The 15,987-nt window shown below is 68.5% G+C and carries 15 protein-coding genes; 1 reads left to right on the top strand and 14 read right to left on the bottom strand.

All coding sequences use genetic code 11. From position 1 onward, the window contains the following. Positions 1-11: 11 nt before the first annotated feature. From AC07PF_RS22015 to gabT, 3 genes are all read right to left on the bottom strand, one after another. The gene (locus AC07PF_RS22015; protein ID WP_007861440.1) at positions 12-1,043 is read right to left on the bottom strand and encodes an ABC transporter substrate-binding protein; all 1,032 of its coding nucleotides are present in this window, start codon (positions 1,041-1,043) and stop codon (positions 12-14) included. Between the two features lie 75 nt (positions 1,044-1,118). Continuing rightward, a complete protein-coding gene (locus tag AC07PF_RS22010) occupies positions 1,119-2,216 on the bottom strand; it encodes an ABC transporter ATP-binding protein (RefSeq protein ID WP_494613278.1) in 1,098 nt (365 codons plus the stop codon). A 36-nt stretch (positions 2,217-2,252) separates the two neighbouring features. Continuing rightward, on the bottom strand, positions 2,253-3,545 hold the full coding sequence (gene gabT / locus AC07PF_RS22005) for a 4-aminobutyrate--2-oxoglutarate transaminase (RefSeq protein WP_494613277.1): 1,293 nt from the start codon (positions 3,543-3,545) through the stop codon (positions 2,253-2,255). Positions 3,546-3,737: 192 nt separating this feature from the next. Between gabT and AC07PF_RS22000 the strand changes: the two genes are divergently transcribed. Then, on the top strand, positions 3,738-5,156 hold the full coding sequence (locus AC07PF_RS22000; RefSeq protein WP_494608505.1) for an aminotransferase-like domain-containing protein: 1,419 nt from the start codon (positions 3,738-3,740) through the stop codon (positions 5,154-5,156). A 15-nt stretch (positions 5,157-5,171) separates the two neighbouring features. On the opposite strand, the gene AC07PF_RS21995 is transcribed toward AC07PF_RS22000, so the two are convergent. The 11 genes from AC07PF_RS21995 to AC07PF_RS21945 form a co-directional block, all read right to left on the bottom strand. Next, complete coding sequence (locus tag AC07PF_RS21995) at positions 5,172-6,173, bottom strand: hypothetical protein (protein ID WP_494613276.1); 1,002 nt, start codon at positions 6,171-6,173, stop codon at positions 5,172-5,174. 8 nt (positions 6,174-6,181) lie between these two features. After that, positions 6,182-6,859 (bottom strand): GntR family transcriptional regulator, encoded by a 678-nt coding sequence (locus AC07PF_RS21990; protein ID WP_007861446.1) that lies wholly within the window; start codon positions 6,857-6,859, stop codon positions 6,182-6,184. A 60-nt stretch (positions 6,860-6,919) separates the two neighbouring features. Then, entirely contained in the window at positions 6,920-7,918 is a 999-nt protein-coding gene (locus tag AC07PF_RS21985) for a TRAP transporter substrate-binding protein (RefSeq protein WP_494613275.1), read from the bottom strand. Between the two features lie 62 nt (positions 7,919-7,980). Next, on the bottom strand, positions 7,981-9,246 hold the full coding sequence (locus tag AC07PF_RS21980) for a TRAP transporter large permease (protein WP_494613274.1): 1,266 nt from the start codon (positions 9,244-9,246) through the stop codon (positions 7,981-7,983). A 21-nt stretch (positions 9,247-9,267) separates the two neighbouring features. Then, positions 9,268-9,903 (bottom strand): TRAP transporter small permease, encoded by a 636-nt coding sequence (locus AC07PF_RS21975; RefSeq protein ID WP_494613273.1) that lies wholly within the window; start codon positions 9,901-9,903, stop codon positions 9,268-9,270. Positions 9,904-10,033: 130 nt separating this feature from the next. Then, positions 10,034-11,350 (bottom strand): FAD-dependent oxidoreductase, encoded by a 1,317-nt coding sequence (locus AC07PF_RS21970; protein WP_494613272.1) that lies wholly within the window; start codon positions 11,348-11,350, stop codon positions 10,034-10,036. Continuing rightward, a complete protein-coding gene (locus tag AC07PF_RS21965; protein ID WP_007861453.1) occupies positions 11,347-11,613 on the bottom strand; it encodes a (2Fe-2S)-binding protein in 267 nt (88 codons plus the stop codon). Before AC07PF_RS21965 ends, AC07PF_RS21970 begins: the two co-directional genes overlap by 4 nt. Then, positions 11,610-12,728, bottom strand: coding sequence for an NAD(P)/FAD-dependent oxidoreductase (locus AC07PF_RS21960; RefSeq protein ID WP_494613271.1), 1,119 nt, complete (start codon positions 12,726-12,728; stop codon positions 11,610-11,612). The genes AC07PF_RS21965 and AC07PF_RS21960 overlap by 4 nt, the downstream gene beginning before the upstream one ends. 15 nt (positions 12,729-12,743) lie before the next feature. After that, complete coding sequence (locus AC07PF_RS21955) at positions 12,744-13,682, bottom strand: 4-hydroxyproline epimerase (RefSeq protein ID WP_494613377.1); 939 nt, start codon at positions 13,680-13,682, stop codon at positions 12,744-12,746. A 202-nt stretch (positions 13,683-13,884) separates the two neighbouring features. Beyond that, complete coding sequence (locus tag AC07PF_RS21950; protein WP_494608496.1) at positions 13,885-15,012, bottom strand: branched-chain amino acid ABC transporter substrate-binding protein; 1,128 nt, start codon at positions 15,010-15,012, stop codon at positions 13,885-13,887. A 47-nt stretch (positions 15,013-15,059) separates the two neighbouring features. Then, a complete protein-coding gene (locus tag AC07PF_RS21945; protein ID WP_494613270.1) occupies positions 15,060-15,974 on the bottom strand; it encodes a dihydrodipicolinate synthase family protein in 915 nt (304 codons plus the stop codon). Positions 15,975-15,987 lie beyond the last annotated feature (13 nt).

The raw sequence follows: 15,987 nt of genomic DNA, 5'->3' as shown, positions 1-15,987 counted from the left end.
CCGGCTGCCGCTTACTGCGTTGCCCAGGCGGCGAAGCGCTTCTCGAGCGCCTCGCCCTGGTCGGCCCAGAAGCCCACGCTGAACTGCAGCGCCTCCTTGGCGTTGGCAGTGGAGGTGGGCAGGTCGTCCAGCACCTTCTTGTCGAGTTGGGCCAGGGCCTTCGTGTTGGCCGGGCCGTAGGCGATGTGCTGCGCGTAGGCCGCCTGGTTGGCGGTCTGCATGGTGAAGGCGATGAACTTCACGGCTGCATCCTTGTTGGGCGTGCCCTTGGGGATGGCCCAGTAGTCCAGGTCGTAGATGCCGCCCGGCCAGAAGATCTTGAGGTTGCGGCCTTCGCGGTTGGCCGCGTCAATGCGGCCATTGAACACGGTGGTCAGCGCCACGTCGCCCGCCACCAGGAACTGCGGCGCCTGGGCTCCGGCTTCCCACCACTGGATGCTGGGCTTGAGTTCGGTCAGCTTCTTGAAGGCGCGGTCGGCACCCTCCTTGGTGGCCAGCACCTTGTACACGTCGGCGGGTTTCACACCGTCGGCCAGCAGCGCGAACTCCAGGTTGTAGCGCGCACCCTTGCGCATGCCGCGCTTGCCGGCGATCTTCCGGGTGTCGAAGAAATCGGCCCAGCTGGTCGGTGGGGTCTTGAGCTTGTCGCCGTTGTACGCCATAACGGTGGACCACACGAAAATGCCCACGGCGCAGTCGTTCACCGCAGCGGGCAGCAGGTCGCCCTTGTCCACGATCTTGCTGTAGTCGAGCTTCTCGAACAGGCCCTCATCGCAGCCGCGCGCCGCGTCCGGCGACTCGACCTCCACCACGTCCCAGGTCACCTTCCTGGTCTCGACCATGGCCTTGATCTTGGCCTGCTCGCCGTTGTACTCCACAGCCACGATCTTGTTGCCGGCCTTCTCGTAGGGTTCGTAGAACGCCTTCTTCTGGGCATTGGCATTGGCGCCGCCGAAGTTCACGACGGTGATCTGCTGCTGGGCAAAGCTGGGCAGTGCCATGCATGCGGCAAGGGTTGCGCAGGCGATCAGACTCTTTTTCATGGTGCGGTTTCCTTGGAAAGGGCGTTGGGAAAGGGGAGGGCGTGAAAAGAACAAAAAGGACAAGCTGCCGGGGCCTCAGACCGCATAGATGCGGGTGGACTCCGGCGGGAACTCCAGCAGCACGTTCTGCCCCGGTTGCGGGTAGGCCGATGCGTCGGAATGGGTGAGGGCCAGCTTCACGGTGGCCTGCTCCTGGCCGTGGCCCAGGTCGCACATGAGGCGAAGGTGGTCGCCGTAGTAGATGGAGCGCGCCACCGTGGCCGGCACGGCCGAGCCACGGGGGTAGGAGGCGTACGGATGCAGCACGATGCGCTCGGGGCGCACGCAGGCCTGTACGCGGCTGCCCAGGGCCGCGGTGTTGATGTTCACCCCGGGCAGCAGGTAGCCGCCGGGCATCTGGATGGCCGTTCCATCGCCCGCGCCCTGCAGGGTGCCGCTGAGCACGGTGTTGTCGCCCACGAAGCCCGCCACGAAGCGGTTGGCCGGGCTCTCGTAGAGTTCCTCCACGCCGGCCAGCTGCTGGATGATGCCTTCGTTGAACACCGCCACCCGGTCGCTCATGGTCAGGGCCTCGCCCTGGTCATGGGTCACGTACACGAAGGTCACCCCGAGCTGGCGGTGCAGCTCCTTGAGCTCGATCTGCATGTGCTCGCGCAGCTGCTTGTCCAGTGCGCCCAGGGGCTCGTCCATCAGCACCAGCTGCGGGTTGAAGACCAGGGCGCGCGCCAGCGCCACGCGCTGCTGCTGGCCACCCGACAGGCGGGCCGGCAGGCGCTCGCCCATACCCGCCAGGCGCACCATGTCCAGCGCCTTGCGTACCCGTTCCTGCTGCTCGGCGCGGGGCACCTTGCGCACGGTGAGCGGGTAGGCCACGTTCTGCTCCACCGTGAGGTGCGGAAACAGCGCGTAGTTCTGGAAGACCATGCCGAAGTTGCGTTTGTGCGGCGGTGTGCCGGTGATCTGCCGGCCGTCGAGCAGGATGTCGCCGGTGGTGGGCGACTCGAACCCGGCCAGCATCATCAGCGTGGTGGTCTTGCCCGAGCCCGAGGGCCCCAGCAGGCTCAGGAATTCGCCGCGATGGATGTCCAGGTCCAGCGAGCGCACGACCAGCTGTTCGCCGTCATAGCTCTTTTGCACGCCGCTGAAGCGGACCAGGGGTTCGTCGGAAGTCATGGGTGTCGTCAGGATGAGGCGTTGGAGCCGGTTGGGTCAGACCACGGCAGCGAAGCTGTCGGCCAGGATGGCCAGGCCTTCGTCGAGCAGTTCGTTGGAGGCCGTGAGCGGCACCAGGATGCGGATCACATTGCCGTGGGTGCCGCAGGACAGCAGGACCAGCCCGCGGCGTGCGGCCTCGGCCACCACCTTCTTCGTGAGGGCTGCATCGGGCTTGGCGGGGTCGCCGCCCTCGAACAGCTCGATGGCCACCATGGCCCCCAGGCCGCGCACGTCGCCGATGCCGGGCACCCGGCTCGCCAGGTCCTTGAGCGCGCGCACCAGCAGCGCGCCCATGTCCTGGCTGCGGGCCAGCAGCTGGTCCTTTTCGAAGGCCTCGATCACGGCCAGTGCCGCGGCGCAGGCCACGGGGCTGCCGGCATAGGTGCCGCCCAGGCCGCCGGAGGCGGGGGCGTCCATCACCTCGGCGCGGCCCACCACGCCGGCCAGCGGGAAGCCGCCGGCCAGCGACTTGGCGGTGGTGATCAGGTCGGGGGCCACGGGCCATTGCTCGCAGGCGAACCAGGTGCCGGTGCGGCCGGCGCCGGTCTGCACCTCGTCGGCGATCAGCAAGATGCCATGGCGGTCGGCCAGCGCCTTGAGACCGGTGATGAACTCGGGTGGTGCGATGTAGAAGCCGCCTTCGCCCTGCACGGGCTCGATGATGAAGGCCGCCACGCGCCCGGGCTCGATGTCGTTCTTGAACAGCAGCTCCACCGAATGCAGGGCCTGTTCCACGCCCACGCCATGCAGCGCATTGGGAAACAGCGCGTGGTACACCTCGCCGGGGAAGGGGCCGAAGCCGGTCTTGTACGGTGCGACCTTGCCCGTGAGGCCCAGCGTCATGTTCGTGCGGCCGTGGTATCCGCCGGTGAAGGCGATCACCCCCGGGCGGCCGGTGTGGGCGCGGGCGATCTTCACGGCGTTCTCCACCGCTTCGGCGCCGGTGGTCAGCAGCAGGGTCTTCTTGGCGAAGGCGCCGGGCGCCAGGGTGTTCAGGCGCTCGGCCACTTCCACATAGGGTTCATAGGCCACCACCTGGAAGCAGGTGTGGGTGTACAGGTCGAGCTGTGCCTTGACGGCGGCGATCACGCCCGCATGCAGGTGGCCGGTGTTGAGCACGGCAATGCCGCCTGCGAAGTCGATGTAGCGGCGGCCTTCCACGTCCCACAGTTCGGCGTTCAGCGCCTTCTGGACAAAGATCTCGTGGGCCTGGCCCACGCCGCGGGCGACGGCGGCGTGGCGGCGGGCGAGGAGGGCGGCATTGGTGAAGTGGCGGTCGTGCTGCATGGCGTTGGCGGGCGGGTTGAACCAGCGGATGTGAAGGAATGGAGCGGATTCTGGAAGCCGTGCCGCAGCCCGTCCATGTACACACACAGGCGCTTTGCCGCGCACTGTGCAGGTCTAGAATCCTGTACAGGCATTCCCTGATCTGGTGTGCGCCAACACGGTGCACAATTCGCTCCCCTCTTTGCTTTCCCGATGCTCACTCTCAGCCCGGACCTCCAGACACCTCTGGTCAGCCAGATCGTCGATGGTCTGCGAGGCCTCATCGTCAGCCAGGTGCTCAAGCCTGGCAGCAAGCTCCCCTCGATCCGCGCGTTCGCGGCCTCCCATGGTGTCAGCGTGTTCACCGTGGTCGAGGCCTATGACCGGCTGGTAGCCCAGGGCTGGCTGGTCTCGCGTGCGCACGCGGGCTTCTTCGTCAAGCGGCGCGGCGACGAGACCGGTGTGCCCGCAGGTGGTGCGCGGGAGCGGCCCGTGCCCCGTTTCGATGCACGCTGGTACCTCAAGCAAATTTTCGAAAACCGCAACCTGCCGATGAAACCGGGGTGCGGCTGGCTGCCGCACGACTGGTTGTTTGGCGATGCGGTGCGCCGCAGCATGCGCCAGCTGTCCTCGGATGGCCCCGAACTCGATGGCTACGGCCTGCCGCACGGCCACATGGCGCTGCGCATGGTGGTGGCCGAATCGCTGGCCGAGCAGCACCTGGCGGTGGACCCCGACCAGATCCTGCTGACCCAGGGCTCCAGCCAGGCGCTGGACCTGGCAGCGCGGCTCCTGCTCAAGCCCGGTGACGTGGTGCTGGTGGACGACCCCGGCTACCCCAACCTGCTGTTCATGCTGCGCTTTGCAGGGGCCCATCTGGTCGGCGTGCCGCGCACCGCCACGGGCTATGACCTGCCTGCGCTGGAGGCGCTGCTGGTGCAGCACAAGCCCAAGGCCTTCTTCACGCAGCCACGGTTGCAGAGCCCCACCTGCTCCATGGCCTCGGTGGCGCACCTGCACCGGCTGCTGCAGCTCGCTGAGCAGCACGGCTTCACCCTGGTGGAAAACGACATCTACGTCGACATGGACAGCAGCGTGCGTCCCTCGCTGGCGAGCCTGGACCAGTTGAGCCGCGTGATCTACGTGGGCAGTTTCTCCAAGACCATCTCGCCCAACCTGCGCACGGGCTATGTCGCGGCCAGGCGTGACGTGCTGGACGACCTGCTGCAGCTGAAGATGGTCTCGGGCCTCACCTCGTCGGACATCACCGAGCGCATCACCTTCGGCGTGGTCACGGACGGCCGCTGGCGCAAGCACCTCAAGTCGCTGCGCGAGCGCCTGGCTGAGGCGCACCGCAGCGTGGGCCGCAGGCTGCAGGCCCTGGGCTTCGAGCTGTTCCATGAGCCCGAGGCCGGGATGTACCTGTGGGCCCGCCATCCCGATCTGCCCGACAGTGCCGAGCTGTCCATGGAGGGCACGGGAGAGGGCATCATGCTCGGGCCGGGAGCGCTGTTCCTGGTGGAGCCGCGGCCCACGGGCTGGCTGCGTTTCAACGTGGCCTTCTGCGGCGATGAACGCCTGTGGCGTTTTCTGGAGCAGCGCATCGCGCTGGGAAGCCAGGGCACCCAGTAGCTTGGCTGGCGCGGGCTAGGGTTTCGCGCTGCGGGCTGCCAGGTGGTCGGCCATGGCGGGGCTCATGAATTGGGTGGGAATCTCTGCCGCCACGGCCTGTGGATCGCCCAGCGCGAGAAAGCACGCCTCGTACTCCTGCTGCAGGTCGAATTTCGGCGGCAGCATCAGCAGGCTCTTGGGGGCCAGCGCAAAGGCCGCCTGGCGCACGGCGCGCGTCAGTTCCCTGGGCGGGATCTTCGAGAACAGCTCGTGCACCTCGGGCCGGGGCAGTGGGCACTGGGGCGTCAGCAGCGCCAGGTACATGGCCTCGGTGCGCAGCTCCTTGGGGATCTTGGCGATGCGCGTGTAGTCGCGCCACACCACGTTGCGCCATTCCTCGGCCGTCTGCGGGGTGGCCATGGAGGCCAGGCTGCGGCCCTGGCGCAGGCCGTCCCGCACCGATTCCAGGGACAGCGGCGATTTCTTGAGCAGCTTTTTCAGCGCAGCGGGCAGGGTCTCCGGGTCGTCGGGGTCCCGGCCTTCGGACAGGTCGATGCGCAGCAGCTTGCTGCCCTTGGCCGGCTGGCCCCGCACGTCGATGCCATGGTCGTCGTTGACCAGCGCCTGGGCGATGACCTGGCCGCCCACGATCAGCTGGCCGTGGTTGTAGTGGCCGTAGACGACCTCCAGCACGCGCAGGTCGCCGTCCACCCGGATATGGGAGCCGCCGCAACTGGCCTGGCGCGCGCCGAGCGCGCCGGTGACCAGCAGCAGCGGGCCGGAGTCGCCGTCGGCATTCACCAGGGCACCCGCAAGATGCAGGTCGCCCTGCACGCACAGGCCGCTGACGGCCTGTCCTTGCAGGCCCGCAAGCGCCGCTGCGATGTGGCCATCCTCCCAGCCAGCGCTCCAGTCGAGCAACAGGTCGCCATTCAGCGCCAGATCGCCTGTGTGCAGCAGCACCGGGTCCGTGGGCCGCAGCCAGGATGGCGCGCTGAATGCTGCGGGAAGCTCCGCGATGGTGGTGAGCGTGAACATGGCTGCGCTCACCGGTCGATGATGCGGCGCGCGAACTGCTCCAGGTAGTCCATGAGCTGGTTGGCGCCGGCCACGGCATGCGCCTCGTCGCCGCTGGCGATGCCCTGCGCCAGGTGCATGTGGGCGCGCGCACCCTCGGTCACGTCGCCCTCGTGCTGGTAGGCGTACCAGAAGCGGCGGCACTGCACGATCAGCGGTGCCACGGATTTGACGGCCGACTGGTTCTGGCAGGCCAGGTGCACGATCTGGTCGAGCCCATGGTCGGCCAGCATGTAGCCGTCGAGCTCGCCGCGTTCCGCGGCGCGCACCATCTCCTCGGCGCAGCGCACGATGGCCTGGCGCTGCGGCGCGGTGGCGCGCCGTGCGGCGCACGATGCGATCAGCCGCTCCAGCACGCGGCGCGTCTGGATCACGTCCAGGTGGTCCGCCAGGTCGATGTTGGAGACCTGCAGCCCGCGGCGCGGCTGCTGCACGATGAGGCCGATGGACACCATGCGCAGCAAGGCCTCGCGCACCGGTGTGCGCCCGAGGCCGGTGCTCTCGGCGATCTCGGCCTCCACCACGGGGCTGCCGGGCTGCAGCTGCAGGGTGGAGATCATGGCCTCGATGGCGTCATAGGCCACGTCCGCCGCGCGCCGCTTGGGGCCGGTGTCTTTGCGGGGAGGGGGGCTGCTGCTCAAGGTCATCAAGGGTGGGGTGCCGGTGGGGCGCGGCCCCGCCTGGGGCCTTGCTGGGCCGATCTTAAATCAGAGCGTGGCACCCGCCTTGCGCAGCTCGGCGATCTGCGGGGCCTTGGGCAGCCACAGCTTGTCGAACTCCTGGATGGTGGCCTCGGGGTTGAAGGACGACGCGCTCTTGAACGCGATGGAGGTGCCCTTGAACTTGTCGATCAGGCCCGCCTCGGTGGTCACGATGTCGTTGATCTGCGCGTCCAGCGACTGGGCCACGAGCTTGCGGATCAGCTCCTTGTCCTTGGCATCGAGCCCCTGCCAGATGCGGCCCGACACCAGCGGCGCGAAGGGCATGAACAGCGCGTTCATCTGCAGCAGGGTCTTGGCGACCTTGTCGAAGCGCTGGTTCCAGGAGAACTCGATGTCCGCCTCCAGCCCGTCCACCTGGCCGTTGCTCATGGCGTCGAACACCTGGGGTGTCGGGATGGGCGTGGGCGCGGCACCCAGCATCTGGTAGAAGTCGCGGTACACCGGCGTGGGGTTGATGCGCAGCTTCATGCCCTTGAGGTCGGTGGGGCTGGCGATGTCCTTGGTCGAGAACACCGCGCGCATGCCGGTGATGCCCCAGCCCAGGCCGATGGTGCCGGTCTCGCGTGGCAACACTTCGAGCAATTTGGTGGCGGCCGGGTGCTTGACCAGCTTGGCCACGGCGGGCGTGGAGCGCACCAGGTAGGGCGCATTGATGGCGGCAACACTGGCCACGCGCGAGCCCAGTTCGGCCGCCTGGATCCAGCCCATGTCCAGGGCGCCCGATTGCAGCTGCTGCATCATGGCCGCCTCGTTGCCGAGCTGGCCCGAGTGGAACACGGTCACGCTCAGGCGGCCATCGCTCTCCTTCTTGAGCGCCTCGCCGAACTGCAGCGCGGCGCGGTTCCACGAATGCCCGGCCGGGGTGATCAGGCCCAGGCGGAATTCCTTGGCGCCCGCGCCCTGCGCGAACACGAGCGGGGCAGCAAGGCTGGCGGCAGCGGCCACGGCATGGCGCTGGACGAACTGGCGGCGGGTGGTGGTCATGGTGGACTCTCCTTGGTCTGGGAAGGGAACTTGCAGGAACGGAAAAGGCAGAAGGAGCGGCGCTACTCGAGCAACGCCAGCGACAGGCTGGGGAACAGCGACAGCAGCACCAGCGCCACGCAGCTGATGAGGAAGAAGGGCAGCGTGACGATGAACATCTTTCCGGGCTTGGCTCCGGTCACGGCCGAGGCGACGAAGAAGCTCAGCCCCACGGGCGGCGTCATCAGGCCCAGCACCAGGTTGACCACCACCACCACGCCGAAGTGGCGCGGGTCGATGTGGTAGACCTCGGTGGCGATCGGCAGCAGGATGGGCACGGTCATGATGAGCCCGGGAATGCCGTCGATCACGGTGCCGATGACCAGCAGGATCAAATTGGTAAGCAGCAGGAAGGTGACTGGGTCGTGCGCCACGGTCTGTATCCACGCCGCCACCATCTGCGGCACCTTGCCGTAGATCAGCAGCCACGAGAACACCGCGGCCGCGGCGACCAGGAAGAGCACGATGGCCGAGTAGATCGCCGAGCGCAGCAGGATGGCCGGCATGGCGTTGAAGCGGAACTCCTTGGTCACATAGCGCCCCACCAGGGCCGAGGCCAGCGCGCCCACGGCCGCGGCCTCGGTGGGGTTGGCCAGGCCGCCCAGGATGGAGCCGACGATCACGATGGGGATCAGCAGCGTGGGGCTGGCCAGCACGATGGTGCGCGCGCGCTGGGCCAGGGTGCGTTTTTCGCTGCGCGGGTAGTCGTAGATGAAGCCCATGAGGGCAATCACGACGAAGAACAGCAGCGTGAGCAGCACCCCCGGCAGGATGCCGGCGATCAGCATGTCGCCCACGGCCACCTGGGCCAGCACGCTGAACACCACGAACATCACGGACGGCGGGATGATGGGCCCGAGCATGCCGCCATACACCGTGAGGCCGGCGGCGAAGGTCTTGTCGTAGCCCTGCTTTTCCATCTCGGGCACCATCACCTGCGACATGATGGCCACCTGCGCGGTGGCCGAGCCGATGATGGACGAGACCAGCATGTTGGCCAGGATGTTGACGTAGGCCAGGCCGCCCTTGACCGAGCCGATGAAGGCCATGGACAGGTCCACCAGCCGGCGCGTGATGCCGCCGCTGTTCATGATCTCGCCGATCAGGATGAACAGCGGGATGGCGATCAGGCCATAGCTGTCCACCCCCGCGAACATCTGCATGGGAAACGACTGGAACAGCACCGTGCCGCCAGTGGCGAAGATGTAGACGATGCCCGAGAGGCACAGGCACACGCCGATGGGCACGCCCACCAGCAGGGCCAGGGTGAAGAACAGGGTGGTGATCATGGGAGGGGCCTTCGGGTTCGTTCAGTTCACGGCATCGGCGTTGACCACGTCGAAGCCCGGGTGCGTGCGCCGCTCGGCGCACCCGAGGTCCTCGAGCAGGTTGGCCAGCGCATGCACGCTGAAGGTGGCCGAGAAGATCGGCAGGATCAGCTGCAGCACCCAGGTGGGCCAGTTGAGCGTCTGCGTGCGCTCGGTGTAGAGGAAGTTGAAGCTCTCGGCCGCGTACTCCTTGGCGTCGAAGCCATAGCGCGCGATGCCGATCGGGTCCATCCACTGCCAGCACATCCAGAGCATGGCCATGCCGAACAGCACCACGCCGGCCGTGGCCACACCCTTGATGGCCTTCGCAGCGCGCGCGCCCAGCTGGTCGGTGAGCATGGTCACGGCAAAGTCCATGCGCAGCCGCGTCATCACCGAGGCCCCCACGAAGGTCAGCCAGACCACCGTGTACACCGCCGCCTCGTCGATCCAGTAGATCGGCATGCCGGTGTAGCGCGTCACCACGTTGAGCAGGATCAGCCCCACCAGCAGCGTCATCAGGGCCGTGAGCAGGTGGCGCTCCATGCGCAGCAGCCCGCTGGAAAAATCCAGCAGCCAGCGGACGGGCGCGCGCGGCGGGGTGGCAGGAGGGGTGGCGGCGGGGGCTGGGGAGGGCATGCGGGTCGGCTCCGTTGGAGTGCTTATGGGAAGAAACTCGGCTGCACCAGGGTAAATATTTTCTTAATATATGTAGAAGCAAGATGAGTGCCCGGTAGCAGGGCCGGGCCCCATCCCTGGGTTCTCTGTCTCAGCCGGGGGGCGGCCTGTCGGCCACCATGGCCAGCGTGGCAATGCGCGCCGGTGCCAGAAGGTGGCGGGGCGGCGCCGGTGTCCAGCCGAAGAGCTGCTGCGTGGCGGCACCGCAGATGCGCCCCTGGCAGGCGCCCATGCCGCAGCGTGTGTGCAGCTTGGCGTCGATCCAGCTGCTGCGCCCGGCCAGTTCGGCATGCGGCACGTCTTCGCAGCGGCACACCAGGGTGTCCGGCCGCGGCAGGGCCTTGAGGCCATCGTCCAGTGCGAAGGAATGCTGCAGCGCCCGGGCAAAGCCTTCCCAGCGGCGCAGCGTGGCCTGCAGCGCATGCACCGGCGTGGTGTCACCTGCTGCGGCATGGCCGGCAAGGGCGCCCTGCGCCAGTGCACGCTTGCTGCCGCCAAAGCCCGTGCACTCGCCTGCAGCATGGACACCGGCCACGCTGGTACGCATCTGCGCGTCCACCTGCAGGCCCAGACCATTGCTCAGGGGGCCGCCCAGTGCGCAGCCCAGCAGCTGCCCCAGGTGCGTGTTGGGCACCAGGCCAAAGCCACAGGCCAGGCGGTCGCAGGCGATGGTTTCCTCACCGGATGCGGTGCGCAGGCGCGCGGACTGCACCTGGCCATCTCCACGGGCTTCGAGCACATGGCTGCCCGCGCGCAGTTGCGGGTGCAGCAGCGTCAGCGCCTGCACGGCTTTGGCGGGCCAGCGCGGCAACTGCGCGGCAAAGCCCGCGAGCGCTCGCCAGCCGGCCTGCTCGGCCACGCGCACCACCAGTGCACCGGCCTTGGCAGCTGTGGCGGCTGCAGCCAGCAGCAGCGGGCCCGTGCCTGCGACCACGATGCGCTGTCCCTGTACGGGCAGCCCCGCCTTGACCAGGGCCTGCAGGGCGCCCGCACCCGTCACGCCCGGCAGCGTCCAGCCTGGAAAGGGCAGCAGCAACTCGCGCGCGCCATTGCACAGAACGAGTCGGTGGCTGTGCTGGGCCCAGCCGCGCTCGGCGTCTTCAAGCAGCAGGGTGGGGGCATCACCTGCCAAGGGCGCATCGCCCAAACCCACCACGCGCGTGCCGCGCAGCAGGTTGATGTTGGCGTGCCGGGCCAGCGCCTCGCGGTACTGGCGGGCCAGCGGAGGCAGGGTGGCGCCGGGGCCGTCGCGCCAGATCTGGCCGCCGGCCTCGGGGTTGTCGTCCACGATCGTGATGGCCGCGCCACTCGGGGCTGCGGCCAGTGCCGCAGCCATGCCTGCAGGGCCTGCGCCGATGATGAGGATGTCGCAGCGCGCATGCGCCGACCAGGGGGTGGAGGTGTTCATGGGCAAGGCATGCCGGTATCGGTATGGACCTGCATGCCCTCGGTGCATACGGTCTGGCAGGCCAGGCGCACGCGGCCGTCGATGCGCACGCGGCATTCATGGCACACGCCCATGCCGCACAGCGGCGCACGCGGCTGGCCGCTGGTGGAGGTGCGCGTGCGGCCCGGCGGCACCTGGGCCAGGGCCGCGGCCACGCTGGTGCCGGCGGCGACCTGCAGACGCACGCCGTCGGCATGGATCTGGAGGGTGGGGGCGGTGCTCATGCCATGAGGCTCCGGGCAAAGCGGTCGGGGGAGTAGGGCGCTGGCTCCAGCGGTGGCGTGGCGCCCGTGATTTGCGCGGCCAGCAACTGGGCCGTGGCCGGCGCCGTGGTCACGCCCAGGCCCTCGTGGCCCACGGCCAGCCACAGGTCGCGGTGCTGCGGGTGCCGGCCGATGATGGGCAGACCATCGGGCGTGGCCGCGCGAAAGCCGGTCCAGGTGCGGATGGCGTTGAGCTCGGCCAGGCCTGGCAAGTATTCCAGCGCGCGCTGCAGCATGCGCGCCAGCACAGCGTTGTCGATGGCCGGGTCGGTGGTGTCGAACTGGCGCGACGAACCGATCAGCAACTGCCCCGTGGGCCGCGGCTGCAGGTTGAAGGCCACCGAGGTGCCATCGCTCTGGTGCGCATTGGTGATGTAGCCCAGCTCCACCAGTTGGTGCCGCACGGTACCGGGGTAGCGGTCGGTGATGGCCAGGTGCCCCTTCTTGGGGCGTATCGGCAGGCCTGGGCACAGGTTCGTGGCGTGGATGCCCGCGGCCAGCAGAACCGCACCGCCCTCGCGCACGCCGCCATCGGCCAGGTGCACGCGCCGGCCCTCGATGCGTTCCACCTGCGCATGTTCGACGGTGATGGGGCGTGCGGCGTGGGCCAGCAGCCACTGTGCGGCATTGGGCGCATAGACCACGCTGTCGCCACCGACCTTGAGGGCGCCGTGCAGGCCGGGGCGCAGCGCAGGTTCCAGCCGCGCCAGCGTGGCGGCGTCCAGCAGCTCGCAGGCGATGCCGTGCGCGCGCAGCCCGGCAGCCTTGGCCTCCGCGCCGGCCATTTCCTCGGCATTGGCCGCGATCCAGAGCGTGCCGCAGTTGGAATAGGCGCAGCCGGGCAGGTCGGCATTCATGCGCGGACCCCAGGCATGCCACTGCTCCAGCGAGGCCTGGCTCAGCGCCAGCTCGGCCGCGTTGTCGTCCATCACCACCAGGTGGCCCATGCCGGCCTGCGTGGCACCGCCCCGGCGCGCATCGAGCACCAGGACGGACAGGCCCGCATGGGCCAGCAGGTGGGCGCAGGCCGCGCCCACCATGCCGGCACCGATGACGATCACGTCTGCAGCTTGCATGGGGTGGATCGAGGCTCAGAGGCGGATGCCCCAGGCAAAGGGGTCGTCCCGGGCGATCAGCAGCGTGGCCTCGGCGCTCATGTGGGCGGTGCCGCGCAGCGTGGGGATGATCCTGCCGGCCTGGGCATCGGGCTCGTAGCGCGCCTCGAAGCTGCTGCCGATGATGCTGGCCTGGCGCCACACCTGGCCGGGCTGCAGCTTGCCATCGGCCGCCAGGCAGGCCAGCTTGGCGCTGGTGCCGGTGCCGCAGGGCGAGCGGTCGTAGGCACCGCCCGGGCAGAGCACGAAGTTGCGGCTGTCGGCCTGCTCGTCGTCGGCAAACAGCTCGATGTGGTCGATCTCGCCGCCGTTGTCGCCGCGGATGCCCTGGTCCTTCAGGGCCTGCTGGATGGCGCAGGTGTAGTCGGTCAGCGCCTGCAGGTTGTCGCTGGCCACGCGCTGGCCGTGCTCGCTCATCAGAAAGAACCAGTTGCCACCCCAGGCCACGTCGCCCGTGACGCTGCCGATGCCCGGCACCGTGAGCGACAGCCCCTGGTGCAGCCGGTAGGCCGGCACATTGCGCACGCTGACCGAGCCGTCCTCGTGCAGCGTGGTCATCACCGTGCCCACGGGTGTCTCGATGCCGTGCTCGCCGGGCTGGATGCGGCCCAGGTAGGCCAGCGAGGCCACCAGGCCGATGGTGCCGTGGCCGCACATGCCCAGGTAGCCGGTGTTGTTGAAGAAGACCACGCCCGCCGCGTTGGCCGGGTCCTGCGGCGTGCACAGCAGGGCCCCCACGATCACGTCGTTGCCGCGCGGCTCGAGCACCGTGGCCGCACGCCAGGCATCGTGCCGGCTGGCCAGCAGCGCGCGGCGCTCGGCCATGCTGCCCGTGCCCAGGTCGGGAAAGCCGCCGACCACGAGGCGCGTGGGTTCACCCCCGGTGTGGGAGTCGAGGATCTGGATGCGTTGCATGGCGCGGTTGGGGTTCATGGCGTCAAGGGGCTGAAAGTGTTCCGGGATCGTAGCGGGCTGCGGGTTCGTTTGGCAGATGTGCCGTGTCGCCACAGCCTCTGGGCATTGGCAGGGCCAAGGCCAGTGCCCCCGTGCAAGGGCCGCCCCGCCGCACCGGGGGCGTCCCCCTGGGGGGAAGGCGCGAAGCGACTCAGGGGGGCTTTCAATAGCTGGCCAGAGGAACGGGCGCCGCGTTCTTGAACGTGAGCACCGTGATCGGCGCCTGCTTGAGGTTGCCCTTGTCGTCATAGGCATAGGTGCCGGCCACGCCCTGGTGGCTCAGTTGGCCCATCTGCGCACCGACCTTGGCGGGCTCCACGGACTGGGCCTTCTGCATGGCATCGGCCATGAACATGACCTGGTCGTAGTACGAGGCCGCGTAGGCATCGGCATCGAGCTTGAAGCGCGCCTTGTATTTGGCCTTGAAGGCCGGGCCGGCGGCGGCCTTGTCGAGCATGGTGCCGCCCTGGGCGCAGAACACGGTGTCGTTGACGGCCTCGCCGCCGAGCTTGCCGACCTCGGGGCTGCACAGCGTGTCGCCGCCCAGCAGCTTGGCCGTGAGGCCCAGCTGCTTCATCTGGCGGGCCATGGGCGCGGCCTGCGGTGCGTAGCCGCCAAAGAAGATGGCCTGGGGCTGCTTGCCCTTGAGGCTGGTGAGGATGGACAGGAAATCCGTGGACTTGTCGGTCGTGAACTCCTGGCCCACCACGGTCAGGCCCTGTTTTTTCGCCTCCTTGGTGAACTGGTCGGCCACGCCCTGGCCGAAGGCCGTGCGGTCGTCGATCACCGCCACCTGCTTGACCTTGAGCACCTGGGCCGCATACACGGCCATGTTCGAGCCGATCTGGGTGTCGCTGGCGATGATGCGGAACAGATTCTTGTAGCCGTTCTCGGTGACCTTGGGGTTGGTGCCCACGGTGGAGACCATGGCGCCGCCGTCGCTGTAGACGCGCGAGGCCGGGATGGCCACGCCCGAGCAGTACGGGCCCATGACGAACTTCACGCCACTGTCCACCAGCTTCTGCGCCACGCTCACGCCGGTGCGGGCGTCGCACTGGTCGTCCTCGGACACCAGCTCGAACTGGAGGGTCTTGCCCCCCACCACGATCTTCTTCGCATTGAGCTCCTCGACGGCCAGGCGCACGCCGTTCTCGTTGTCCTTGCCCGCGAACGCATTGGGGCCCGACAGCGGACCGCTGTGGCCGATCTTGACGACCTGCTGCTGCGCGAATGCCGGTGCCGCCAGCAGCAGGGCTGCCAGCGCCGAGGGGGTCATGAATCTGGATGTCATGGGAGGCCTTTGCATGGAGGGTGAAGAGGGCGGGGGAGCGCCGGCGATCAGGCGACCGACTGGTACTCGGTGGGGCGCGTGTCCAGCGCCTTCTTGACGACGCGCTCGATGAAGGCACGTTCCTCGCCGATCAGCGGCAGGCGCGGGCGTCGCATGTGCTCGGTGCCCACACCCACCAGCACGTCGATGAGCTTGAGGTTCTGCACCAGCTTGGTCGAGACATCCAGGTGCAGCATGGGCGTCATCCACTGGTAGAGCTTGAGCGCTTCGGCAAAGCGGCCCGCCTTCATCAGGTCGTACAGCGCCACGGTCTCGCGCGGGAAGGCGCAGCCCACGCCGGCCAGCAGGCCGTCGCAGCCCAGCGCCAGGCCCTCGTAGGCCAGGTCGTCCACGCCCAGGAAGAGCTGGTAGCGGTCGCCCACGGTGTTGCGCAGGTCGGTGATGCGGCGGATGTTGTCCGTGCTCTCCTTGATCGCGGCGATCCACTCGCAGTCGGCCAGCTCCAGCATGTGCTCGGGTTTCAGGTCCACGCGGTAGGCGACGGGGTTGTTGTAGACCATGAGCGGCTTCTGGGCCACCTTGGCCATGGCGCGTACGTTGGCCATGGCTTCGCGTGCGTCGGCCACGTAGATCACCGACGGCATCACCATGTAGCCGGCCACGCCGAGCTTGTTGCCGCCGTCGATGTAGCGCAGGGCCTCGCGGGTGCTGGTCTCCGACACGTTGGCCAGCACGGGGATGCGGCCGTCGGCGGCTTCGAGCGCGATCTTGGCGACCTGCAGCTTCTCTTCCAGCGTGAGGGTGCTGGCCTCGCCCAGCGAGCCGCAGGTCACGAGGCCGTGGATGCCGTTGCGGATCTGGAAGTCGATGTGGCGCGCCGTGCCTTCGGCATCGATGCTCTCATCGGCGTGGAACTTGGTGGTGATGGCGGGGAAGATGCCTTGCCAGCGGGGATTGCTCATGGATGGACTCCTG

The organism is Acidovorax sp. GW821-FHT10A04 (genome assembly GCF_059415825.1).
The sequence above is the reverse complement of the archived record's forward strand: the minus strand, read 5'-3'. Positions and strand labels throughout refer to the sequence as shown.

Excerpts from the sequence above, each read along its gene's own strand:
- AC07PF_RS21960 (WP_494613271.1), bottom strand. The coding sequence starts at position 12,728 with ATGCAAGCTGCAGACGTGATCGTCATCGGTGCCGGCATGGTGGGCGCG.
- AC07PF_RS21980 (WP_494613274.1), bottom strand. The coding sequence starts at position 9,246 with ATGATCACCACCCTGTTCTTCACCCTGGCCCTGCTGGTGGGCGTGCCC.
- AC07PF_RS22015 (WP_007861440.1), bottom strand. The coding sequence starts at position 1,043 with ATGAAAAAGAGTCTGATCGCCTGCGCAACCCTTGCCGCATGCATGGCA.
- AC07PF_RS21955 (WP_494613377.1), bottom strand. The coding sequence starts at position 13,682 with ATGCAACGCATCCAGATCCTCGACTCCCACACCGGGGGTGAACCCACG.
- AC07PF_RS21965 (WP_007861453.1), bottom strand. The coding sequence starts at position 11,613 with ATGAGCACCGCCCCCACCCTCCAGATCCATGCCGACGGCGTGCGTCTG.
- AC07PF_RS22000 (WP_494608505.1), top strand. The coding sequence starts at position 3,738 with ATGCTCACTCTCAGCCCGGACCTCCAGACACCTCTGGTCAGCCAGATC.
- AC07PF_RS21950 (WP_494608496.1), bottom strand. The coding sequence starts at position 15,012 with ATGACATCCAGATTCATGACCCCCTCGGCGCTGGCAGCCCTGCTGCTG.
- AC07PF_RS22010 (WP_494613278.1), bottom strand. The coding sequence starts at position 2,216 with ATGACTTCCGACGAACCCCTGGTCCGCTTCAGCGGCGTGCAAAAGAGC.
- AC07PF_RS21995 (WP_494613276.1), bottom strand. The coding sequence starts at position 6,173 with ATGTTCACGCTCACCACCATCGCGGAGCTTCCCGCAGCATTCAGCGCG.
- AC07PF_RS21975 (WP_494613273.1), bottom strand. The coding sequence starts at position 9,903 with ATGCCCTCCCCAGCCCCCGCCGCCACCCCTCCTGCCACCCCGCCGCGC.
- AC07PF_RS21945 (WP_494613270.1), bottom strand. The coding sequence starts at position 15,974 with ATGAGCAATCCCCGCTGGCAAGGCATCTTCCCCGCCATCACCACCAAG.
- gabT (WP_494613277.1), bottom strand. The coding sequence starts at position 3,545 with ATGCAGCACGACCGCCACTTCACCAATGCCGCCCTCCTCGCCCGCCGC.
- AC07PF_RS21990 (WP_007861446.1), bottom strand. The coding sequence starts at position 6,859 with ATGACCTTGAGCAGCAGCCCCCCTCCCCGCAAAGACACCGGCCCCAAG.
- AC07PF_RS21985 (WP_494613275.1), bottom strand. The coding sequence starts at position 7,918 with ATGACCACCACCCGCCGCCAGTTCGTCCAGCGCCATGCCGTGGCCGCT.
- AC07PF_RS21970 (WP_494613272.1), bottom strand. The coding sequence starts at position 11,350 with ATGAACACCTCCACCCCCTGGTCGGCGCATGCGCGCTGCGACATCCTC.